This is a genomic window from Streptomyces sp. NPDC026394, from assembly GCF_055567735.1.
The window spans coordinates 179,284-200,000 of record NZ_JBVHPX010000010.1 but is presented as its reverse complement, the minus strand read 5'-3'; the positions used below and the strand labels follow the sequence as shown (position 1 = coordinate 200,000).

Annotated in this window: 13 protein-coding genes; 8 read left to right on the top strand and 5 right to left on the bottom strand. The window is 69.9% G+C overall.

Annotation, left to right across the window (positions count from 1 at the left end):
- Positions 1-166: 166 nt before the first annotated feature.
- From ACZ4QV_RS23680 to ACZ4QV_RS23670, 3 genes are read right to left on the bottom strand one after another with little or no spacing between them, the layout of a single operon-like run.
- Positions 167-2,242, bottom strand: coding sequence for an iron ABC transporter permease (locus tag ACZ4QV_RS23680; RefSeq protein WP_361151337.1), 2,076 nt, complete (start codon positions 2,240-2,242; stop codon positions 167-169).
- A 22-nt stretch (positions 2,243-2,264) separates the two neighbouring features.
- Positions 2,265-3,242 (bottom strand): iron-siderophore ABC transporter substrate-binding protein, encoded by a 978-nt coding sequence (locus ACZ4QV_RS23675; RefSeq protein WP_361592401.1) that lies wholly within the window; start codon positions 3,240-3,242, stop codon positions 2,265-2,267.
- Complete coding sequence (locus tag ACZ4QV_RS23670) at positions 3,239-4,156, bottom strand: ABC transporter ATP-binding protein (RefSeq protein ID WP_361151341.1); 918 nt, start codon at positions 4,154-4,156, stop codon at positions 3,239-3,241. The genes ACZ4QV_RS23675 and ACZ4QV_RS23670 overlap by 4 nt, the downstream gene beginning before the upstream one ends.
- Positions 4,157-4,420: 264 nt before the next feature.
- Between ACZ4QV_RS23670 and acnA the strand changes: the two genes are divergently transcribed.
- Positions 4,421-7,138: an aconitate hydratase AcnA gene (acnA, locus tag ACZ4QV_RS23665; protein ID WP_361592403.1), complete on the top strand. Its 2,718-nt coding sequence runs from the start codon at positions 4,421-4,423 to the stop codon at positions 7,136-7,138.
- 215 nt (positions 7,139-7,353) lie between these two features.
- On the opposite strand, the gene ACZ4QV_RS23660 is transcribed toward acnA, so the two are convergent.
- Complete coding sequence (locus ACZ4QV_RS23660) at positions 7,354-8,301, bottom strand: FG-GAP repeat domain-containing protein (RefSeq protein ID WP_361151345.1); 948 nt, start codon at positions 8,299-8,301, stop codon at positions 7,354-7,356.
- Positions 8,302-8,429: 128 nt separating this feature from the next.
- The gene (locus tag ACZ4QV_RS23655; protein ID WP_361640380.1) at positions 8,430-11,843 is read right to left on the bottom strand and encodes a GH92 family glycosyl hydrolase; all 3,414 of its coding nucleotides are present in this window, start codon (positions 11,841-11,843) and stop codon (positions 8,430-8,432) included.
- 422 nt (positions 11,844-12,265) lie between these two features.
- On the opposite strand from ACZ4QV_RS23655, the gene ngcE reads away from it, so the two are divergent.
- The 7 genes from ngcE to ACZ4QV_RS23620 all read left to right on the top strand — a co-directional run bounded on the left by ngcE (position 12,266) and on the right by ACZ4QV_RS23620 (position 20,598).
- The gene (ngcE, locus tag ACZ4QV_RS23650) at positions 12,266-13,708 is read left to right on the top strand and encodes an N-acetylglucosamine/diacetylchitobiose ABC transporter substrate-binding protein (protein ID WP_361151349.1); all 1,443 of its coding nucleotides are present in this window, start codon (positions 12,266-12,268) and stop codon (positions 13,706-13,708) included.
- A gap of 70 nt (positions 13,709-13,778) precedes the next feature.
- Positions 13,779-14,702, top strand: a complete 924-nt coding sequence (locus tag ACZ4QV_RS23645; protein ID WP_467763377.1) for a carbohydrate ABC transporter permease — start codon at positions 13,779-13,781, stop codon at positions 14,700-14,702.
- The gene (locus ACZ4QV_RS23640; protein WP_361151354.1) at positions 14,702-15,598 is read left to right on the top strand and encodes a carbohydrate ABC transporter permease; all 897 of its coding nucleotides are present in this window, start codon (positions 14,702-14,704) and stop codon (positions 15,596-15,598) included. The genes ACZ4QV_RS23645 and ACZ4QV_RS23640 overlap by 1 nt, the downstream gene beginning before the upstream one ends.
- Positions 15,599-15,887: 289 nt before the next feature.
- On the top strand, positions 15,888-17,165 hold the full coding sequence (locus tag ACZ4QV_RS23635; protein WP_361151355.1) for an ROK family transcriptional regulator: 1,278 nt from the start codon (positions 15,888-15,890) through the stop codon (positions 17,163-17,165).
- Between the two features lie 168 nt (positions 17,166-17,333).
- On the top strand, positions 17,334-18,443 hold the full coding sequence (locus ACZ4QV_RS23630; RefSeq protein WP_361151357.1) for a substrate-binding domain-containing protein: 1,110 nt from the start codon (positions 17,334-17,336) through the stop codon (positions 18,441-18,443).
- An 83-nt stretch (positions 18,444-18,526) separates the two neighbouring features.
- Complete coding sequence (locus ACZ4QV_RS23625; protein WP_030020765.1) at positions 18,527-19,315, top strand: ATP-binding cassette domain-containing protein; 789 nt, start codon at positions 18,527-18,529, stop codon at positions 19,313-19,315.
- Positions 19,312-20,598 carry a sugar ABC transporter permease gene (locus ACZ4QV_RS23620; protein ID WP_467763376.1) on the top strand — a complete coding sequence of 429 codons (1,287 nt, stop codon included), beginning with the start codon at positions 19,312-19,314 and terminating at the stop codon, positions 20,596-20,598. The genes ACZ4QV_RS23625 and ACZ4QV_RS23620 overlap by 4 nt, the downstream gene beginning before the upstream one ends.
- Positions 20,599-20,717 lie beyond the last annotated feature (119 nt).

Sequence of the window (20,717 nt, the reverse complement as noted above, 5' to 3'; positions counted from 1 at the left end):
GTGTGTCCCCCCCGGGGGGGGCCCGCGCCTGGGGGCCGGGGCCGGGCGGGTGGGGGGGCCGGGGGGGGGGCCCGGGGGGGGCGGGCGGGGGGGGGGGTTGCGGGGGCGCCCCCGGCCCCCCCCCCCCCCCGCCGTCCGCCCCGGCACGTGGCCGGGCCTCGTGCCGCTACCGGGCCGAGGACCGGGTCCGGATCAGCAGCCACAGGAAGTACGGCGTGCCGATGACCGCCGTGAGCAGGCCCGCGCCGAGCTGGGCCGGGGCGATCACCGTCCGGCCCACCATGTCCGCCGTACCGACCAGCACCGCGCCCAGCAGTACCGCCACCGGCACCACCCGTACGTGCCGGCGGCCCACCAGCGCACGCGCCGCGTGCGGGGCGACCAGGCCGACGAAGGCGATGGTGCCGGTCACGGCGACGGCCGCCGCGCTCAGCAGGACGCCCAGCGCCAGGAAGCCGAGGCGCGCCCCGGGCACGCCCAGTCCCAGCAGCCGCGGGGTGTCCCCGTCGAGCGAGACGAGGTCGAGTTCGGTGCGCCGGGCGAGGGCCACGGCGACGCCCACCGCGAGGACGACGGCGAGCGGCAGCAGGTCGGGCAGCGTCCGCCCGTACGTCGAACCGGACAGCCAGGTCAGCGCCTTGGTGGCGTTGAACGGGTCGGTGAGGACGATGAGCAGGCTGATCAGGGCGGCGCTCGCGGTGGCGACGCCCATGCCGACCAGCACCAGGCGGTTCTGCCGGAAGCCGCCGCGCGCCGACAGCCCGAAGACGAGCGCGGAGGCGACGGCGGCGCCCGCGAAAGCGGCGGCGGCGAGGCCCGTCGGCCCGGCCTCGGGCGCGGTCGTCACCAGGACCACCGCGCCCAGCGCGGCGCCGCCGGAGACGCCCATGACGCCCGGTTCGGCCAGCGGGTTGCGGGTCACCGCCTGGACCAGCGTGCCGGCCAGGGCGAGGGCGGCGCCCGCGAGGAGGGCGGCGAGCACCCGTGGCACCCGGGTGTCGAGGACGAAGGAGACGACCCGGCCGGCTCGGCCCTGCGCCCAGTTCAGGACGTCGCCGAGCAGCAGCTTGGAGTCGCCGAGCAGTACGGATGCGACCGTCACGGCGATCAGCGCCGCCACCAGCGTCCCGGCCACCGTCAAAAAGACGGTCCGGCTGCGGATGTGCAGCCGGTCGGGCGGGGCGGCGGCGCCGGTGTCCCGGCCGCGGGTCGCCAGCACCACCAGGAAGACGGCGCCGACCAGGCTCGTGACCACGCCGGTCGGCACGGCCACCGCCACGTCGGCCGGCACCAGCGCCCGCAGCGCGACGTCCGAGCCGAGGACCAGGACCGCGCCGGTGAGCGCGGACCGCGTCACGTTCGCGCGCGTCCGGGAGAGGCCGCGGTAGCGGCGCGCCAGCAGGCGGACGACGGCCGGGGCACTCAGCCCGACGAAGCCGATCGGCCCGGCGAGGGTGACGGCCGTGGCGGACAGCAGCGCGGCCAGGACGACGGCGGTGACCCGGGTGGCGCGCACGGAGACGCCCAGTCCCCGCGCGGCGTCGTCGCCGAGCGCCAGGGCGTCGACCCGGCGGGCGACGAGCAGCAGCCCGGCCAGTCCGGCGACGGCGAGCGGCAGCATCCACAGCACCCCGCCGAAACCGTTCTGCGCGATGCTGCCCTGGTTCCAGGCGTACAGCCCCTCCGTCTGCTCGGGGAACAGCAGCAGCAGTCCCTCCGTGACGGAGCTGAGGCCGAGGGTCAGCGCGCTGCCGGCCAGTACCAGCCGTACGGTTCCGGCGCCGAGACCGGACAGTCCGAGGACGAGGGCCGCGGCCGCCAGGCCGCCGACGAAGGCGACGCCGGAGGAGGCGAGCAGCGGCAGGGAGACGCCGGTCGCGGCGACCAGCCCGAGGGAGAAGTAGGAACCGGCGTTGACCGCGAGGGTGTCCGGCGCGGCGAGCACATTGCGGCTGACGGCCTGGAGGGCGGCGCCCGCCATGCCGAGCACCGCGCCGACCAGGAGCCCGGCGGCCATCCGCGGCAGCCGGGAAGCGACGACGACGGAGGCGTCCGCCGCGTCGGCCTGTCCGGTGAGCGCCTTCCACACCTCCGCGGCGCCGACGCCGGAGGTGCCTTGTGCGATGTCGACGAGGGCGAGGGCGGCGATCAGCAGGACGAGCACAGCCGTCACCGCCGCCGCGCCGCCTTTCCGGGACGCCGCCGTGGCGGGGGCAGGGGGAGCGGTGGTGGTGACGGCCATGATGTCTACGCGCGCCTCGCCGTCACTTCTTCAGCGCGGCGACGACGGAGTCCACGTACGACTCCATCGACGCGGTGCCGCCGAACATCCACACACCGTCGGGCAGCCGGTGCACCTTGCCCGCCTTCACGAACGGGAGCGACTTCCAGACCGCGTTGTCGGCGAGCGCCCCGGTGAACGGGTTGCTGGTCTTGTCGTCGTCGCTGCCGATGTACGCGAACTGCACGTCACCGAGCTTGGTCAGCCCTTCGACGTCGGTGGTGCCGAGCCCGTAGGCCGGGTCGCCCTTCATGGTCCAGGGGTTCCTCAGCCCGAGCTTCTCGTTCACCGCGCCGACCAGCGAACCGCCGGTGTACGGCCGGATGGTGACCTGGCTGCCGTCCACGTAGCCGTCGGCGAAGGCGAACGCGGTGCCCTTGCGCCCGGCCTTCTCCAGTTCCTGCCGGCCCGCCGTGAGCTTCGCCTCGAAGCCCTTCTTCAGCTTGCCGGCCTGCTCCGTGGTGCCGGTGGCCCGGGCGATCAGGTCCAGGTCCCGCGTCATCTGCCCGATCGGGTCGGTGGCGTCGGCGGACTTCAGGTCCAGCACCGGGGCGATCTTCCGTAGCTGGGTGAGGGCGGCCTTGGGCAGGTCGCTGGTGGCGACGATGAGGTCGGGCGCGAGCGAGGCGACGGTGTCCATGCTCGGCTCGCCGCGGGTGCCGATGTCCTTCGGCTCGTTCTTCAGCGGCATGGCCTTGTCCCAGGACTTGTATCCCTTGACGTCGGCGATGCCGACCGGTGCGACACCGAGCGCCACCAGGTGCTCGACGACGTTCCACTCGGTCCCGACGACCTTCTTGGCGGGCCCGTCCAGCTCCACCTTCGTCCCGGAGGCGCCGGTGAGGGTGAGGTGTCCTGCGGTCTTCTTCGCCTGGTCGGCGGCGGGCTCGGTGGTGCCGCACGCCCCCAGGGTGAGCGCGGCGGCGGTGGCCGCCGCGACGGTGAGGAGGAGTCGTCTCATGAGGTGGCACCGAGCCTTTCACTGTGCGCGTCGTGCGCGTTGTGCTTCTTGTTCCGTGTCGTGTCGCCGTGCGGCGGCCGCCGGGTGTGGTGCCGGCCGATCGCGCGGGTGCGCAGCCGTCCGGTCGACGGGTCGGTGGAGACCTCGATCCGGATGCCGTAGGTGTCCGTCAGCCGCTGTGGGGTGAGGACGTCCTCGGGCGTTCCGTCGGCGGTCACCCGGCCGGACCGGAGCAGCACGATCCGGTCGGCCACGGCGGCCGCCTGGTCCAGGTCGTGCAGCACCACACCGACGGCGATCCCGTGGTCGTCCGCCAAGTCCCGGATCAGGTCCAGGAGTTCCACCTGGTACCGCAGGTCGAGGTAGGTCGTCGGCTCGTCCAGCAGGAGTACGCCGGTGTCCTGCGCGAGGCAGCCCGCGAGCCACACCCGTTGCAACTGGCCGCCGGAGAGGTGCTCGGCACCGCGCTCGGCCAGGTCGGCGACCCCGGTCAGACGGAGCGCCCGCTCCACCGCCGCGGGCCCGTCCGGGTCGGCCCGGCCCCAGCGCCCCCGGTACGGGTAGCGCCCGAACTCCACGACGTCCCGGACGGTCAGCCCGCTGGGTGTGGGCCGCCCTTGGGGCAGCAGCGCCACCCGCCGCGAGAACGCGCGGGGGGAGAGCGCGAATCCGTCCGTCTCCTCGCCGAGGGTCAGTGCCGCGTTCCGCGCCCGCTGCAACCGTGCCACGGTCCGCAGCAGCGTCGACTTGCCGCTGCCGTTGGGGCCGACCAGTACGGTCACCTGCCCCGGCGAGAGCCGCAGGGACGCGTCGTGCACGACGTCGACACCGTCGTACGCCACGGTGATGTCCGTGGCGGTCAGGGTGTGGCCGCGGGACTGCGCGGCCTGGGGGAGTTCTTCACCGGCCTTCACGCAGAGAAGGTTAGCCTAACCTAATTTTTGGCCGAATTCGGGTGGTTCGGGGGTGATGTCCGCCTGTTCTGGACGGCCGGGCGCGCATGACCGCGCGGCGGGGATGTACTAGAGTTATCTCGACATCGAGATATCTGCCGGGAGGCGTACCGCTGCCGCGCTAGTAAGGCTTGCCTAACTTAGCCTTACCTTAGCTGATCGGCAAGGATCTGTGACGGCAGGATTGCGGTGGTACGCGCGAATCATGCATTGAAGGAGACTGTCGTGTCGGCGAACAGCTTCGACGCCCGCAGCACGCTGCGCGTGGGCGACGAGTCGTACGAGATCTTCAGGCTGGACAAGGTCGAGGGCTCCGCCCGCCTTCCCTACAGCCTGAAGGTGCTGCTGGAGAACCTGCTCCGCACCGAGGACGGCGCGAACATCACCGCCGACCACATCCGTGCGCTGGGCGGCTGGGACTCCCAGGCGCAGCCCAGCCAGGAGATCCAGTTCACGCCGGCCCGCGTGATCATGCAGGACTTCACCGGTGTGCCGTGCGTCGTGGACCTCGCGACGATGCGTGAGGCCGTCAAGGAGCTCGGCGGCGATCCGGCCAAGATCAACCCGCTGGCCCCGGCCGAGCTGGTCATCGACCACTCGGTCATCGCCGACAAGTTCGGCACCGCCAACGCCTTCCAGCAGAACGTGGAGCTGGAGTACGGCCGCAACAAGGAGCGCTACCAGTTCCTGCGCTGGGGCCAGACCGCCTTCGACGAGTTCAAGGTCGTCCCACCCGGCACCGGCATCGTCCACCAGGTCAACATCGAGCACCTGGCCCGTACGGTCATGATCCGCAATGGTCAGGCCTACCCCGACACCCTCGTCGGCACCGACTCGCACACCACCATGGTCAACGGCCTGGGCGTGCTGGGCTGGGGCGTCGGCGGCATCGAGGCCGAGGCCGCGATGCTGGGCCAGCCGGTCTCCATGCTCATCCCGCGCGTCGTCGGCTTCAAGCTGACCGGTGAGCTCAAGCCCGGCACCACCGCCACCGACCTGGTGCTGACCATCACCGAGATGCTGCGCAAGCACGGCGTCGTCGGCAAGTTCGTCGAGTTCTACGGCGAGGGCGTCGCCGCCACCTCGCTGGCCAACCGCGCCACCATCGGCAACATGTCGCCGGAGTTCGGCTCCACCGCCGCGATCTTCCCGATCGACGACGAGACGCTGAACTACCTCAAGCTGACCGGCCGCTCCGAGCAGCAGGTCGCCCTGGTCGAGGCGTACGCCAAGGAGCAGGGTCTGTGGCTGGACCCGGCCGCCGAGCCGGACTTCTCCGAGAAGCTGGAGCTGGACCTGTCGACGGTCGTCCCGTCGATCGCCGGCCCGAAGCGCCCGCAGGACCGCATCATCCTGGCCGAGGCCGCCCAGCAGTTCGCGCAGGACGTGCGCAACTACGTCAGCGAGGCGGACCTGGACGAGGCGGGCAAGGAGTCCTTCCCGGCCTCCGACGCCCCGGCGGTCTCCAACGGCACGCCGACCAAGCCGACCCTGGTCACCGCCGCCGACGGCTCGACCTACGAGATCGACCACGGCGCCGTCACCGTCGCCGCGATCACCTCCTGCACCAACACCTCGAACCCCTACGTCATGGTCGCCGCCGCGCTGGTGGCCAAGAAGGCGGTCGAGAAGGGCCTGTCCCGCAAGCCCTGGGTCAAGACCACCCTCGCCCCCGGCTCGAAGGTCGTCACCGACTACTTCGACAAGGCGAACCTGACGCCCTACCTGGACAAGCTGGGCTTCAACCTGGTCGGCTACGGCTGCACCACCTGCATCGGCAACTCCGGTCCGCTGGACGAGGAGATCTCGAAGGCGATCAACGAGGCCGACCTCGCGGTCACCTCGGTGCTCTCCGGCAACCGCAACTTCGAGGGCCGGATCAACCCCGACGTCAAGATGAACTACCTGGCGTCCCCGCCGCTGGTCGTCGCGTACGCCATCGCCGGCTCCATGAAGGTGGACATCACCACCGAGGCGCTCGGCACCGACCAGGACGGCAACCCGGTCTACCTCAAGGACATCTGGCCCTCCGAGGCCGAGGTCAACGACGTCGTGGCCAACGCCATCGGCGAGGACATGTTCTCCAAGTCGTACGAGGACGTCTTCGCGGGCGACGCCCAGTGGCAGGCGCTGCCGATCCCCACCGGCAACACCTTCGAGTGGGACCCGCAGTCCACCTACGTCCGCAAGCCCCCGTACTTCGAGGGCATGACGATGGAGACCAGCCCGGTCTCCGACGTCCAGGGCGCCCGCGTCCTGGCCAAGCTGGGCGACTCGGTCACCACCGACCACATCTCCCCGGCCGGTGCGATCAAGGCCGACACCCCGGCCGGCCAGTACCTCACGGAGCACGGCGTCGAGCGCCGCGACTTCAACTCCTACGGCTCGCGCCGCGGTAACCACGAGGTCATGATCCGCGGCACGTTCGCCAACATCCGCCTGCGCAACCAGATCGCGCCGGGCACCGAGGGCGGCTTCACGCGTGACTTCACGCAGGAGGACGGCCCGGTCTCCTTCATCTACGACGCGTCGCAGAACTACCAGGCGGCCGGCATCCCGCTGGTCATCCTGGCCGGCAAGGAGTACGGCTCCGGCTCGTCCCGCGACTGGGCCGCCAAGGGCACCGCGCTGCTCGGCGTCAAGGCCGTCATCGCCGAGTCCTACGAGCGGATCCACCGCTCGAACCTCATCGGCATGGGCGTACTGCCGCTCCAGTTCCCGGAGGGCGCCTCGGCGCAGTCGCTGGGCCTGACCGGCGAGGAGACCTTCGACATCACCGGCGTCACCGCGCTGAACGACGGCGGCATCCCGGAGACCGTCAAGGTCAAGGCAGGCGATGTCGAGTTCGACGCCAAGGTGCGCATCGACACCCCCGGCGAGGCGGACTACTACCGCAACGGCGGCATCATGCAGTACGTGCTGCGCTCGCTGATCCGCAAGTAAGCAGCACGCCTGCCGCGTACGCGCGCGGGTGACGCGACCAGGGCCGCACCCTCGACCGGGGTGCGGCCCTCGTCGTATCTCTGCGGCGTCGCCCGGCTGCCTCCGAGCGCCGGAAACAGCGGTGCGGCGCGCCCCGGAGGGACGCGCCGCACCACCACCTCACCGGCGGGCGGCCGGGGCGACAGGAGTCTCCCGGCTGCCGGTGTCCTTACGGACTAGAACATCCAGCTGTAGATGTTGTAGCCAAAACCGAGCTGCTTGCGCGGCGCGAAGGGAGCCGACGCGTTGCCGGTGCCCTTGTACAGCCACAGCTTGCCGTCGTTGCCACGGGCGAGCAGGTCCGCCTGGCCGTCGATGTCCACGTCACCGGTGGACACCAGGGCGTTGTACGCGTTCCAGCCCGCACCGATCTTGACGCGGGGAGAGAAGGGCGCCTTGTAGTTGCCGGTGCCCTTGTAGAGCCACAGCACACCGGAGGAGTCCCGGGCCACGATGTCGGCCCTGCCGTCGCCGGTCAGGTCGCCCTTGCCGGAGATCTGGGTGTAGCCACCCCACCCGGCGCCGACCTTGACGCGCGGGTCGACCTTGCCGTTGTCGTAGCCGAGGTAGAGCCACAGCACGCCCGAGTTGTCGCGGGCGAGGATGTCGTACGCGGCGCCGCCGCCCAGGTTGCCCGGCGACAGGACCTTGTCGTAGATGTTCCAGCCGCTGCCGATCGTCCGGGCCTCGTCCTCGGTCTGGGCGTCGGAGTAGTACAGGTTGCCGGCGTAGTCCCAGGCCCAGAGGCCGTCACCCCGGCTGTCGCCGTTGTGGTCGACCGGGGCCGCGGCCTTGAGCAGGTCCCAGTCGGCTCCGGCGAACAGACGCTCGTCGAGACCGCCGGTGCCGTTCGGGTCGTAGTGGTACAGGAAACCGGAAGAGCGCTCGATGCCGAAGAGGCCGAAGACCGGCGCGTCCTGGGCCTGCACACGGGCCGAGGCACGGGCCTTCGGTGCCGTCTGCGTCACTGCGCCGATGTCGAGCTTCTTGACCGGGGCCGGGACCGGCGCCGGCGTGTCCGCCACCGCGGCTGAGGCACTGGTGCCGACCAGGGCGGCGGCGACCGCCGCGACAGCCAGACGCGTCAGGGCGCGTCCGCGCTTACGGCCGGGAAGTTTGGCCACGTAATTCTCCATTTGCCATGTGATGAGACGCGACGCACCCACATGAGGTGCGTCGCGGGATCCTCAGGATCTTTGCACAAGCCCTTCACATGTCAACTGGTTTGCGGCTGGTCTGATGAATTAGTCCGTTAAGTCCGTTTGTCTGGCCCGATGAGCTCAACTTCCGCAAGTCTGGCGCGGCTTGACGGAATCAGACGGTAATCGGTGTAGGTGCCGGGCGCTCCGACCGTGAATACTCGGGTTTGCCGGTCCGCGGTGAATGACTCGGCCGTCCGCCGGTCGACGGTCCGCCACTTCCCGTGCCGGTCCCGGCCCTCCAGCACCCAGGAGGCGGGCGCGTCCGCCCGCGCCGCCGAGGTGAGGGTGTACGAGGTCACCCGCGCCGCCGACGGGAGGGACACCGGGAGCGTCGTGAAGGACGTGGCGGTGTCCGACGTGTCGTCCAGGAGCGGGCTGCCGCCGGGCACGGTCAGGTCGCCGTCCGGTGCGGGCACCCGGTCGTCGCGGGTGACGGACGACGGCGCCGCGTTCTTGCCGGTGCCCCAGGAGGACGGGCGCGGGCCCATCGCGAATTCCAGGGTGCCGCCGCGGGCGAGCAGGGCGTGCGGCAGTGCGGTGGAGTGCCACGGCTTTCCGTTGACCCGCAGACCCTGTACGTACACATTGCGGTCGCTGTTGCGCGGTGCCTTGACGACCAGGTCGCGGCCGTTCTCCAGGTGGAGGGTGGCCTTGGTGAACAGCGGCGAGCCGACCGCGTATTCGGGCGACCCCATCACCAGCGGATAGAACCCGAGCGCGCTGAAGACGTACCAGGCGGACATCTCACCGTTGTCCTCGTCGCCCGGATATCCCTGGCCGATCTCGCTGCCGAGGTAGAGCCGGGAGAGGACGTCACGGACCTTTTCCTGCGCCTTCCACGGCTGTCCGGCGGCGTCGTAGGCGTACGCGATGTGATGCGACGGCTGGTTGCTGTGTCCGTACATGCCCATGCGGGTGTCCCGGGCCTCGGTCATCTCGTGGATGACGTTGTTGTACGAGCCGGCGAATTCCTTCGCCGCGGTCTCCGGGGTGGCGAAGTAGGCGTCCAGCTTCTCGGCCAGGCCCGCCCGGCCGCCGTACAGGTTGGCCAGGCCACGGGTGTCCTGGGGGGCGGCGAAGGCGAAGGTCCAGGCGTTGGTCTCGGTGTAGTCGTGGCCCCAGACGCGCGGGTCGAACCGGTCGGGCGGCAGCCGCCAGTTCCCGGCCGCGTCCTTGCCCTGGAAGAATCCGACCTCGCTGTCGAAGTGCTTGACGTAGTTGCGGGCGCGGTTGAGGAAGTAGGCGGATTCCTCCTTGTACCGCGGCTTCTTCGTCCTCTCGTACAGCGCCTGTCCCATACGGGCGATGCCGTAATCGTTGAGATATCCCTCCAGGGCCCAGGACATGCCTTCCTTGATGTCCGTGCTCGTGTAACCGCGGAAGGGCGAGGTGGTCATGCCCTTACGGCCGACACCGGGGCTGGGCGGGGCGACGGTGGCGTTCTTCACCGCCGCGTCGTAGGCGGCGACGGCGTCGAACCGCACGCCTTTCGCGTACGCGTCGGCGAATGCGACGTCCGAGCTGGTACCGGTCATCAGATCCGCGTAACCGGGCGAGGACCAGCGGGAGATCCAGCCGCCGTCCTTGTACTGCTGGACGAATCCGTCGACCATTTTCCCCGCCTGCTCCGGCGTGAGCAGGGAATAGGCGGGCCAGGTGGTGCGGTAGGTGTCCCAGAAGCCGTTGTTGACGTACACCTCACCGTCGACGATCTTCGCCCCGGTGTGTGTCGGGGTGTCCGGACCGGTCCGCGGCGAGAACGGGCTCGCGTACCGGGTGCGCGCGCCCACCTGCTCGTACCCGGAGTTGGGGTAGAGGTAGAGCCGGTAGAGGTTGGAGTAGAGGGTGACGAGGCGGTCCCGGCTCGCGCCCTCGACCTCGATGCGCCCGAGGATGCCGTCCCACTGGGCGCGGGCGCGGTCCCGGACCCGCTCGAAGGAGTCGCTCGCCGGAATCTCCCGCTCCAGGTTCGCGCGCGCCTGGTCGACGCCGATCAGGGAGGTGGCGATGCGCAGCGTGACCGTCCGGTCCGCGCCGGGCCGCAGCTTCAGGTAGCCGGTGACGTCCGGGCCTCCGCCGCCGCTCAGCTTGCCGCCCGCGGTGACCGGCGCGTCGAGCACGCCGTACACGAACAGCCGGGTGGCGCCGGTGGACAGGTTGCTCCGGACGTCCGAGAAGCCGGTGACGACGCCACGCGCGGCGTCGAGGGTGAGCCCGCCGTTGTTGTTGACGTTGTCGAAGATCAGGTTCGCGTCGTCGCCGGGGAAGGTGAAGCGCATCAGCGCGGCGTGATCGGTCGGGGCGATGTCCGCCTTGAGGCCGTTGTCGAAGGTGACGCCGTAATGGTGCGGCGTCGCGGTCTCGTTGCTGTGGTGGAAGGGCAGGGCGCGGGCGGTGCGTCCGGCGTCCGGCGTGCCCGCGGCGGTGGACGGCATGACCTGGAACGTCTGCCGGTCGCCCATCCAGGGGCTGGGTTCGTGGCTGGCGGCGAACGCCTGGAGGGTGGGGAGGTTGTCGGCGTTGTTCTTCCGCGCGTACTCGTACAGCCAGTCCGTGGAGCCGGCGTTGGTCACCGGCGTCCAGAAGTTGAAGCCGTGCGGCACGGCGGTGGCGGGGAAGGTGTTGCCGCGCGAGAAGCTGCCGCTGGAATTCGTGCCGCGGGTGGTCGCCACGTAGTCGGAGAGGTGGGCGGGCGGCTTCTGCCGGGCCTCGGGGCCGAGCGTGATGTCGTCCACCCAGCCGCGGAAGACCGGCGTGGTCTTCGGCGCGGCGGGCGCGTCGTACGCGACCAGGATGCGGTCGACGGTCTTGCCCGCCGCCACCTCGCCGATGCGTGACTGGCGGTGGTTCCACTGGTTGACGTAGAGCGTCCTGGCGTCGGCCTGGCCGCGCGGGGTCAGCGGGGCGCCGTTCTGGTCGGTGGCGCGCAGCTCGCTGAGGTAGGTGCCGTCGGTGAAGGCCAGGTCGAGCGCGACGTGGGTCGCGGGGTAGCCCAGGTCGGTGGCGGCCATCTCGGGGAAGACCTGGTACGAGAGGGAGGTCGCGCGGGTGACGGGCACGTCGACGTCGAAGACCTTGTTGTACGAGTGGCCGCGGCCGGCCGCGGTGTGCGTCCCCGCGTACCGCAGGGCCCGCAGCCCGCTGAAGCCCGCGTTCGCCCTGGCGGTGGGGGAGGCGGTGGGGCCCGAGTCGGGGTGGCTGCTCATCCCGGTGCCCGGGCCGCTTTCCGGGCCGACCCCGGAGGTCTTCGCGGTGCCGTCCGGACCGGTCTCGACGGTGTCCCGCCAGTCCGGCAGCGGATCACCGGCCTCGAAGGAGGAGCTGAACGCCCGGGGGGCCGGGGGCTTTTGGGGCGGGGCCGCGACGGCGGGGGAGTAGGCCGTCAGGGCGAGCAGGGCCGCGGCCGCGAGGGCGACGGGGCGGGCCGTGCCGGGCAGGGGTCTGTGCCGGTGTCTGAGCCGCACGCGCGTACCTCTCGACGGAGTTGGCATTCCAACGAAGGTGACATCGTTGTCAGCTACATAATGCAGAGATAAGTAAGGTGGGTGGGGCCTTTGTTGTCAAGGGTGGCCCTGCGCGCGGCGGCCGGAAGTCCGTGGCGGAAGCGGTGCATACCGGCGAGGTCTCAACTCGGGAAAGATGGCGGCCCGAACTTGCTTACGATCTTGCCGAGTTGACGTGAAGTGGACTATACCTGTCGGCGTCCGAGCGTCTGTGCGAACGACGTCCCGGACCCGGGAGGACCTGCGAGGCAGCACAAGAAATCGGCCCCGCACATCCCTAGCGCGCCCGGTGCACATCCCGTACAACTCAGCTTCATCTGACCCGCGGTGCCGGGGTGGCTCCGGTACACCGCCTGAGTCCTGAAGAAGGCGAGGACTTGCGCATGGGATCCACCTCGAATTTCAGCCGTCGCGACCTGATCAAGCGGGCCGCGGCGCTCGGAATCGTCACCGTACCGGCCATGAGCGCGCTGTCGGCGTGTGCCAGCAGTGGCGGTGGGGGCGGCGAGAAGGTCGAAAAGGGGGAGAAGTCCGCCAAGAATCCGCTGGCGGTCAATGACAGCGCCGCCCTCGACGTCGTCATCTTCGACGGCGGATTCGGCGACAAGTACGCCAAGGACGCCCAGGCCGAATACATCGTCGCCTTCCCGAAGACCAAGGGCAAGGTCAAGCTCACCTCCACCCAGAAGATCCAGTCCACGCTCCAGCCGCGTTTCAACGGAGGCAACCCGCCGGATCTCGTGGACAACTCCGGCGCCGAACAGATGGACTTCGGCACGCTGGTCTCCAAGAACCAGCTCGCCGACCTCACGCCGCTGCTCGACGCCCCGTCGGCGGACGACCCGGACAAGAAGGTGCGTGACACCCTGCGCCCCGGCGTGGTCGAGATGGGGCAGTTCGGCGGCAAGGAAACCTGGATCCTGTACTACGCGTACACGGTCTACGGTCTCTGGTATTCCAGGACCAACCTCCAGAAGGTGGCCGACGCCGAATACCCCGAGACGTGGGACGAGATGCTCGCCGTGTGCGAGAAGGCGAAGAAGAAGGGTGTGGCCGGCTGGGTCTACCCGGGCAAGTACCCCTACTACCTCCCCTTCAGCCTGTACCCCTTCATCGCCAAGATCGGCGGCACGGAGGTGCTGCGGAAGATCGACAACCTGGAGCCGAACGCCTGGAAGGACCCGGCGGTCAAGGCGGCCTTCGACGCGTACTACGAGCTGTACAAGAAGGGGTACGTCCTCAAGGGCTCGCCCGGCCTGGACCACCTTCAGGCGGGGAAGGCGTGGGCCGAGGGCAGCGCCCTCTTCATTCCCAACGGCTCATGGGTCGAGAACGAGTCGGCCAAGCAGATCGAGAAGAACCCGGATTTCCAGCTCGCGGTCGGCCCCCCGTCCAGCCTCTCCGGCTCGGACAAGATGCCGTTCGGCACGATCTGGGCCTCCGGCGGCGAACCGTTCATCGTGCCCAAGCAGGCCAAGAACGCCCCCGGCGGCATGGAGATGCTGCGCATCATGCTCAGCAAGAAGTCCTCGCAGAACTTCATCAAGCAGGTCTCCTCGCTCACCTCGCTCAACGGCGGCACGGAAGGCCTGACCCTGCCCCCGGGCCTGGACTCGGCGCAGCAGGTCCTGCGGAAGGCCGGCCGGAACATCGTCAACCCGCGGATCCAGGACTGGTACGTGGCCCTGCAGAAGGAGAAGATCGGCGTCGGCGCGCTGGGCGAGATGATGGCGGGCCGGATGACTCCCGACGAAGCGATCAACAAGATCCAGAAGTACGCGGACGAGACGCGCGACGACAGCAGCGTCAAGAAGTACAAGCGCTGACCGGTGCATCTCACGCGTCACCAGCGGTGGCCTTTACGGCAGTCGCGGGGAAAGAACGGGATCGGTAGTCATGCAGCACGGTAAATACCGCTTCATAGCCGGGTTCTTGGTCCTCCCCCTGGCGATATACGCGATCTTCGTGATATCGCCGTTCGTGCAGGCGATCTACTACTCCTTCACGGACTGGACCGGCCTCAGCTCGGACATGAAAATGGTCGGGTTCGACAACTACACGCGCCTCTTCAAGGACAGCGTCTTCTGGGCCTCGGTGGGAAACAGCGTGGCGCTGTTGCTGCTGCTGCCGGTGGTGACGATCTCGCTCGGGCTCTTCTTCGCCTTCATGCTCAACGTCGGTGGCCGCCGCAGGAAGAAGGCGGTCATCGGCGGCGTACGCGGATCCGGCACGTACAAGATTCTCTATTTCTTCCCGCAGGTGCTGTCGGTCCCGATCGTCGCCCTGCTCTTCCAGTTCGCCTACAACCCGGAGAGCGGCGCGCTGAACGCCTTCTTCCAGGCCGTCGGGCTGGACGACGTGCAGCCCAACTGGCTGGGCGACCCGCAGCTCGCGCTCTGGTGCATCATGGGCGCGATGATCTGGGCCAACGTCGGCTTCTACGTCGTACTCTTCTCGGCCGGCATGAGTTCCATACCGAAGGACTTCTACGAGGCCGCGCTGCTGGACGGCGCCAACCGGATCAACACGTTCTTCAGAATCACCCTGCCGCTGCTCTGGGACACGGTGCAGACCGGCTGGATCTACATGGGCATCCTGGCCCTGGACGTGTCGGCCTTCGCCTTCGTGCAGATCATGAGCGTCGGGCCCGGCGGCCCGGACTATTCCACCGAGGTGCTGCCGCTGTACGTCTACCAGAAGACCTTCCGCGACGGTCAGGCCGGTTACGCCACCTCGATCGGCGTCGCCCTGCTGATAGTGACCCTGATCTTCTCGGCCATCGTCATGCGGCTGGGCCGGCGTGAGCGACTGGAGTTCTGATGAGCGTGCAGACCAAGACCCCGGCCGCGACGGGCCGGAGCGGCGAAAGGGGCAACGGCGAGGGTGGCGGGGGCCGGGTCCTGAACGTCTTCTCGCACGGCGTCCTGGTCATCTGGGGCCTGCTGGTGACCATGCCGCTGCTGTGGGCGGTGGTCAGCTCCTTCAAGGACGACGGGGAGATCTTCGGCTCGCCCTGGGGGCTGCCGTCGGCGCTGCACTTCGACAACTGGTCGCGCGCCTGGGACAAGGCCAACATGGGCCAGTACTTCTTCAACTCGCTGATCGTGGTGGGCGGTTCGCTGATCGGGACCATGCTGCTGGGGGCGATGGCGGCGTACGTGCTGGCCCGGTTCGACTTCCCGGGCAACCGCTTCATCTACTTCCTTTTCGTGGGCGGGATGGGCTTCCCGGTCATCCTCGCGCTGGTCCCGCTGTTCTTCGTCATGAAGAACATGGCCCTGCTGGACACCTACCACGGCCTGATCCTGGTCTACGTCGCGTACTCCCTGCCGTTCACCGTCTTCTTCCTCAGCGGGTTCTTCAAGACACTGCCGTCATCGGTGGCGGAGGCCGCGCTGATCGACGGCGCGTCCCACACGCGGACGTTCTTCCAGGTCATGCTGCCGATGGCCAAGCCGGGCCTGATCAGCGTCGGCATCTTCAACTTCCTGGGGCAGTGGAACCAGTACCTGCTGCCGACGGTGCTGAACGTCGGCGACCCGGACAAGAAGGTGCTCACCCAGGGCCTGGTCGCGCTGGCGGTCAGCCAGGGGTACAAGGGCGACTGGTCCGGTCTGTTCGCCGGCCTGACCATCGCCATGCTGCCGGTGCTCGGCGCGTACATCATCTTCCAGCGGCAGGTGGTGGCGGGGCTGACGGCGGGCGCCCTGAAGTAGCTCCGTGAGCCGGTGCGCGAGCCGGTGCGAGCCGCGCACCGCCGCGCCGTGCACCCGTACGGCGCGGCGGCCCCCGCCCCGCCGTCCCGCGGGCCCGGGGGCCGTCGTGGTCTCCGGGGACGGCCGGATTCGGCCACAGGCCCGGCGCACCCGGTCGAGGACTTGACGGAACCGGACCCGGGCACGTCAGCTTAGATTCACATGTTGGAGACAAGCCGGGTCTCGTCGACGTGGCCCGGCCGGCGGCCGGTCGTCGTGCCGGGCGCTACAGGCGGGAGTGGATGAGTCGATGGAGACTCCGGGTTCGCAGTCCTCGCTGCACCGGGCCAATCTGGAGCGGGTCGTACGCGCGGTGCGCATGGCGGGTTCGCTCACCCAGGCGGAGATCGCCCGGAGCACGGGCCTGTCGGCGGCCACCGTCTCCAACATCGTTCGGGAACTGAAGGACGCCGGGACCGTCGACGTCACCCCGACCTCGGCCGGCGGCCGCCGGGCCCGCAGCGTCTCGCTCTCCGGCGACGCCGGGATCGTCGTGGGCGTCGACTTCGGCCACTCGCACCTGCGGGTCGCGGTCGGCAACCTCGCCCATCAGGTGCTCGCCGAGGAGACCGAGCCGATCGACGTGGACGCCTCCGCCGCGGAGGGCTTCGACCGGGCCGAGCGCCTGGTCAACCGGCTGGTCGAAGCGACCGGCGTCGGCCCGGGCAAGGTCATCGGCGTCGGCCTCGGCGTCCCGGGCCCCATCGACGTGGAGTCCGGCACGCTCGGCTCGACCGCCATCCTGCCGGGCTGGAGCGGTACGAACCCGGGCGAGGAGCTGTCCGGCCGGCTGGGCGTCGGCGTGTACGTCGACAACGACGCCAACCTCGGCGCGCTCGGCGAACTGGTCTGGGGCAGCGGGCGCGGCGCCGCCGACCTGGCGTACATCAAGGTCGCCAGCGGCGTCGGCGCGGGCCTGGTCATCAGCGGGCAGATCTACCGGGGGCCGGGCGGCACCGCGGGCGAGATCGGGCACATCACGCTGGACGAGTCCGGGCCGGTCTGCCGCTGCGGCAACCGCGGCTGCCTGGAGACCTTCACCGCCGCCCGGTACGTGCTCCCGCTGCTCCAGCCCAGTCACGGCCCCGACCTGACCATGGCGGAGGTGGTCCGGCTGGCCCGGGAGGGCGACCCGGGCTGCCGCCGGGTGATCGGGGACGTGGGGCGGCACATCGGCAGCGGGGTGGCCAATCTGTGCAATCTGCTCAACCCGAGCCGGGTGGTGCTCGGCGGCGACCTCGCGGAGGCCGGGGAGCTGGTGCTCGGGCCGATAAGGGAGTCGGTGTCGCGGTACGCGATTCCCAGCGCGGCGCGGCAGTTGGGGATCGTGCCGGGGACGCTCGGCGGCCGGGCCGAGGTGCTCGGCGCGCTGGCTCTGGTGCTGAGCGAGATGGGCGACTCGACGCTGCTGGACGGCACGCTGTCCGCCGAGGGGACCGCGCAGCCGGGCGGGCGGCCGGCCCCCGGTGTGCCCGGCGTCGCCGCCGGCCGGCCCGGCGACGGCACCGGTACCTCTGCCATTGCCTGACGTATACGGGGCACGCTGCCGTATACGGGGCACGCTGAGTTCACACAGCTAACGCATGGCACCGTTGTCATCTCGTTAAGTATTTACTCCTTGACGGTCTGCTAGCGGCCGAGTTGACTTCCAGCCACCTCGGCCGCAACGACGCGGCCTCGTCAGGGAGGTTTCACCGTGAACTCGCACCTGCGTCGTGCTGCCGTGGCCGCGGCCGCCGTCTCGATGGCCGTCGGACTCGCCGCCTGCGGCTCCGCCAAGGAGGCCGGCGGCGACTCGGACGCCAAGAAGGACAAGAAGGGGCCGCTGACCATCGGCCTCCTGCTGCCCGAGAACCAGACCGCGCGGTACGAGCGGTTCGACAAGCCGCTGATCGAGAAGAAGATCCGCGAGCTGGCGGGCAAGGACACCGAGATCCTCTACGACAACGCCAAGCAGGACCCCGCCGTCCAGCAGCAGCAGGTCGACACGATGATCACCAAGAAGGTCGACGCGCTGATCCTGGACGCCGTGGACGCCAAGTCCATCGCCGCCTCGGTCAAGAAGGCGAACGACAAGGGCATCCCCGTCGTCGCCTACGACCGGCTGGCCGAGGGCCCGATCAAGGCGTACACCTCCGTGGACAACGAGCGGGTCGGCCGGATCCAGGGCGAGTCGCTGCTGAAGGAGCTGGGTGACAAGGTCGACCAGGGCGAGATCGTCATGATGAACGGGTCGATCACCGACCCGAACGCCAAGATGTACAAGGACGGCGCGCACTCCGTGCTCGACGGGAAGGTCAAGATCGGCAAGGAGTACGACACCAAGGAGTGGAAGCCGGAGAACGCCAACGAGAACATGAAGGGCGCCATCTCCTCGCTCGGCAAGGACAGGATCATCGGCGTCTACTCCGCCAACGACGGCATGGCGGGCGGCATCATCACCGCCCTCAAGAGCGCCGGATTCACCAAGCTGCCGCCGGTCACCGGCCAGGACGCCGAACTCTCCGCGGTCCAGCGCATCCTCGGCGACGAGCAGTTCATGAGCGTCTACAAGCCGTACAAGCCGGAGGCCGACGCCGCCGCCTCGATGGCCGTCGCGCTCGCCCAGGGCAAGAAGCTGGACTCGATCGCCAAGACCACCGTCGACAGCGCCACCGAGAAGAAGGTGCCGGCCGTCATCGTGACGCCCTTCGCGCTCACCAAGGCTGATATCGCGAAGTATGTCGGCCAGGAGGGCTTCTTCACCAAGGCCGAGATCTGCACCGCCAAGTTCCGGTCCGCCTGCGCCCAGGCCGGCCTGAAGTAAGCCTGCCGTCCGCCCGGCCCCGCCGCCCGCAGGCCGGCGCGTGGGCCGGACGGCGCATCCCCGCCGGTCAGGCGGCGAAGGAGATGATTCACGTGTCCGCTACGCCCGTGCTGGCGTTGCGCGGGGTCTCCAAGCGGTTCGGTGCCGTACAGGCGCTCACCGATGTCGAACTGGAGATCCACCCCGGCGAGGTCGTCGCCCTGGTCGGCGACAACGGCGCCGGCAAGTCCACCCTCGTCAAGGCGATCGCCGGTGTCGGACCCGCCGACGACGGCGTCATCGAGTGGGAGGGCCGGCCGGTCACCGTCGACCGGCCGCACACCGCCCAGGAACTGGGCATCGCGACCGTCTACCAGGACCTCGCGCTCTGCGACAACCTCGACGTCGTCGGCAACCTCTTCCTCGGCCGCGAGATCGTGCGCGCCGGGGTGCTGGACGAGGTCGAGATGGAACGCCGCGCCCGCGAGCTGCTCGCCACCCTCGCCATCCGCATCCCGAGCGTCCGCATCCCCATCGCCTCGCTCTCGGGCGGCCAGCGGCAGACCGTCGCCATCGCCCGCTCGCTGCTCGGCGAGCCCAAGGTCGTCATCCTCGACGAGCCCACCGCGGCGCTGGGCGTGGAACAGACCGCCCAGGTCCTCGACCTCGTGGAACGGCTGCGCGAACGCGGTCTCGGCACCATCCTCATCAGCCACAACATGGCCGACGTCAAGGCCGTCGCCGACCGGGTCGCGGTGCTGCGGCTGGGCCGGAACAACGGCACGTTCGACGTCCGCAGCACCAGTCAGGAAGAGATCATCTCCGCCATCACCGGCGCCACGGACAATGCCGTGACCCGGCGCAAGGCCCGCACCGCGGAGGCCAAGAAGTGACCACCAACCTCTCCAGGGCCGGCGACGAGCCGGTCGACGCGGCGCCCGCGGCCGAGGGTGCCGTCACCGCCGTGGACCCGCGGCTGCTCGTACGCCAGCAGGGCTTCAAGGGCTACCTCGACGAGTTCCGGCGCAAGACGCGCAGCGGGGAGCTGGGTTCGCTGCCGGTCGTCGTCGGTCTCGTCGTCATCGGCATCGTCTTCCAGCTCCAGGACGCGGCCTTCCTCGGCGCCGAGAACCTCTCGAACCTGTTCGTGACGGCGGCCGGCACCGGGCTGATCGCGGTCGGCATCGTCTTCGTGCTGATCCTCGGCGAGATCGACCTGTCCGTCGGCTCGGTCAGCGGCCTGGCCGCCGCGGTCTTCGCCGTCCTCACCATCAACAACGGCATGCCCGAAGGGCTCGCCCTGCTCCTCGCCGTCCTCACCGGCACCGTGGCCGGCGCCCTGCACGGCTTCTTCTTCGCCCGCATCGGCGTGCCCGCCTTCGTCGTCACCCTCGCCGGGCTGCTCGGCTGGAACGGCCTGATGCTCCAGGTGCTCGGCTCCAACGGCACCATCAACCTGGACGACAGCGGCCTCGTCGCGAAGCTGACCAACTACTACTTCACCGACGTGGCCGCCGCGTACGGCCTGGCGACGGTCGCCGTCCTCGCCTTCCTCGGCCTCTCCCTCCTGGAGTCGCGCCGTCGCGAGGCCGCGGGCGTCCCGAGCAGGCCGCTGAGCGAGACCGTGCTGCGTACGGTGGTCCTCGCCGTCCCCGTCTACCTGGTGGCGTGGCTGCTGAACCAGTACAAGGGCCTGCCGCTCGCGGTCGTCATCTTCCTCGGCGTCGTGGTCGTCCTCGACTTCGTGCTGCGGCGCACCCGGTACGGGCGCCAGATCTTCGCCCTCGGCGGCAGCGTCGAGGCGGCCCGCCGCGCGGGCATCAACGTGGCGTTCATCCGGATCTCGGTCTTCTCGCTGGCCGGCACGATGGCCGCCGTCGGCGGTATGTTCCTGGCCTCCCAGATCAATGCCGCGAACCAGTCCTCGGGCGCGGGCAGCCTCCTGATGAACGCGATCGCCGCCGCCGTCATCGGCGGTACGAGCCTGTTCGGCGGCCGCGGCAAGACCTGGTCGGCCCTGCTGGGCGTCCTGGTCATCCAGTCCATCGCCTCCGGCATGGCGCTGCTGGGCATCGCCTCGGCCGTCCAGTTCATGATCACCGGGGCCGTCCTGCTGGCGGCCGTCGTCATCGACTCCGTCTCCCGCAAGACGCAGAAGACCGCCGGCCGGGCGTAGCGGACCGCCGGCCGGGCGCGTAACCGCGCCGCGGGACTCGGTGGGCCGGTAGCCGAACAACGCGAAAAAGGGCGCAAGGGTTGCCTCGAAGGAGGAAAAGGCGGCCCGTGCACCATGAA

Bases quoted from the DNA above. Each gene is read 5' to 3' on its own strand.
- ACZ4QV_RS23680 (WP_361151337.1), bottom strand. From the start codon at position 2,242: ATGGCCGTCACCACCACCGCTCCCCCTGCCCCCGCCACGGCGGCGTCC.
- ACZ4QV_RS23640 (WP_361151354.1), top strand. From the start codon at position 14,702: ATGAGCGTGCAGACCAAGACCCCGGCCGCGACGGGCCGGAGCGGCGAA.
- ACZ4QV_RS23675 (WP_361592401.1), bottom strand. From the start codon at position 3,242: ATGAGACGACTCCTCCTCACCGTCGCGGCGGCCACCGCCGCCGCGCTC.
- ACZ4QV_RS23635 (WP_361151355.1), top strand. From the start codon at position 15,888: ATGGAGACTCCGGGTTCGCAGTCCTCGCTGCACCGGGCCAATCTGGAG.
- ACZ4QV_RS23625 (WP_030020765.1), top strand. From the start codon at position 18,527: ATGATTCACGTGTCCGCTACGCCCGTGCTGGCGTTGCGCGGGGTCTCC.
- ngcE (WP_361151349.1), top strand. From the start codon at position 12,266: ATGGGATCCACCTCGAATTTCAGCCGTCGCGACCTGATCAAGCGGGCC.
- ACZ4QV_RS23645 (WP_467763377.1), top strand. From the start codon at position 13,779: ATGCAGCACGGTAAATACCGCTTCATAGCCGGGTTCTTGGTCCTCCCC.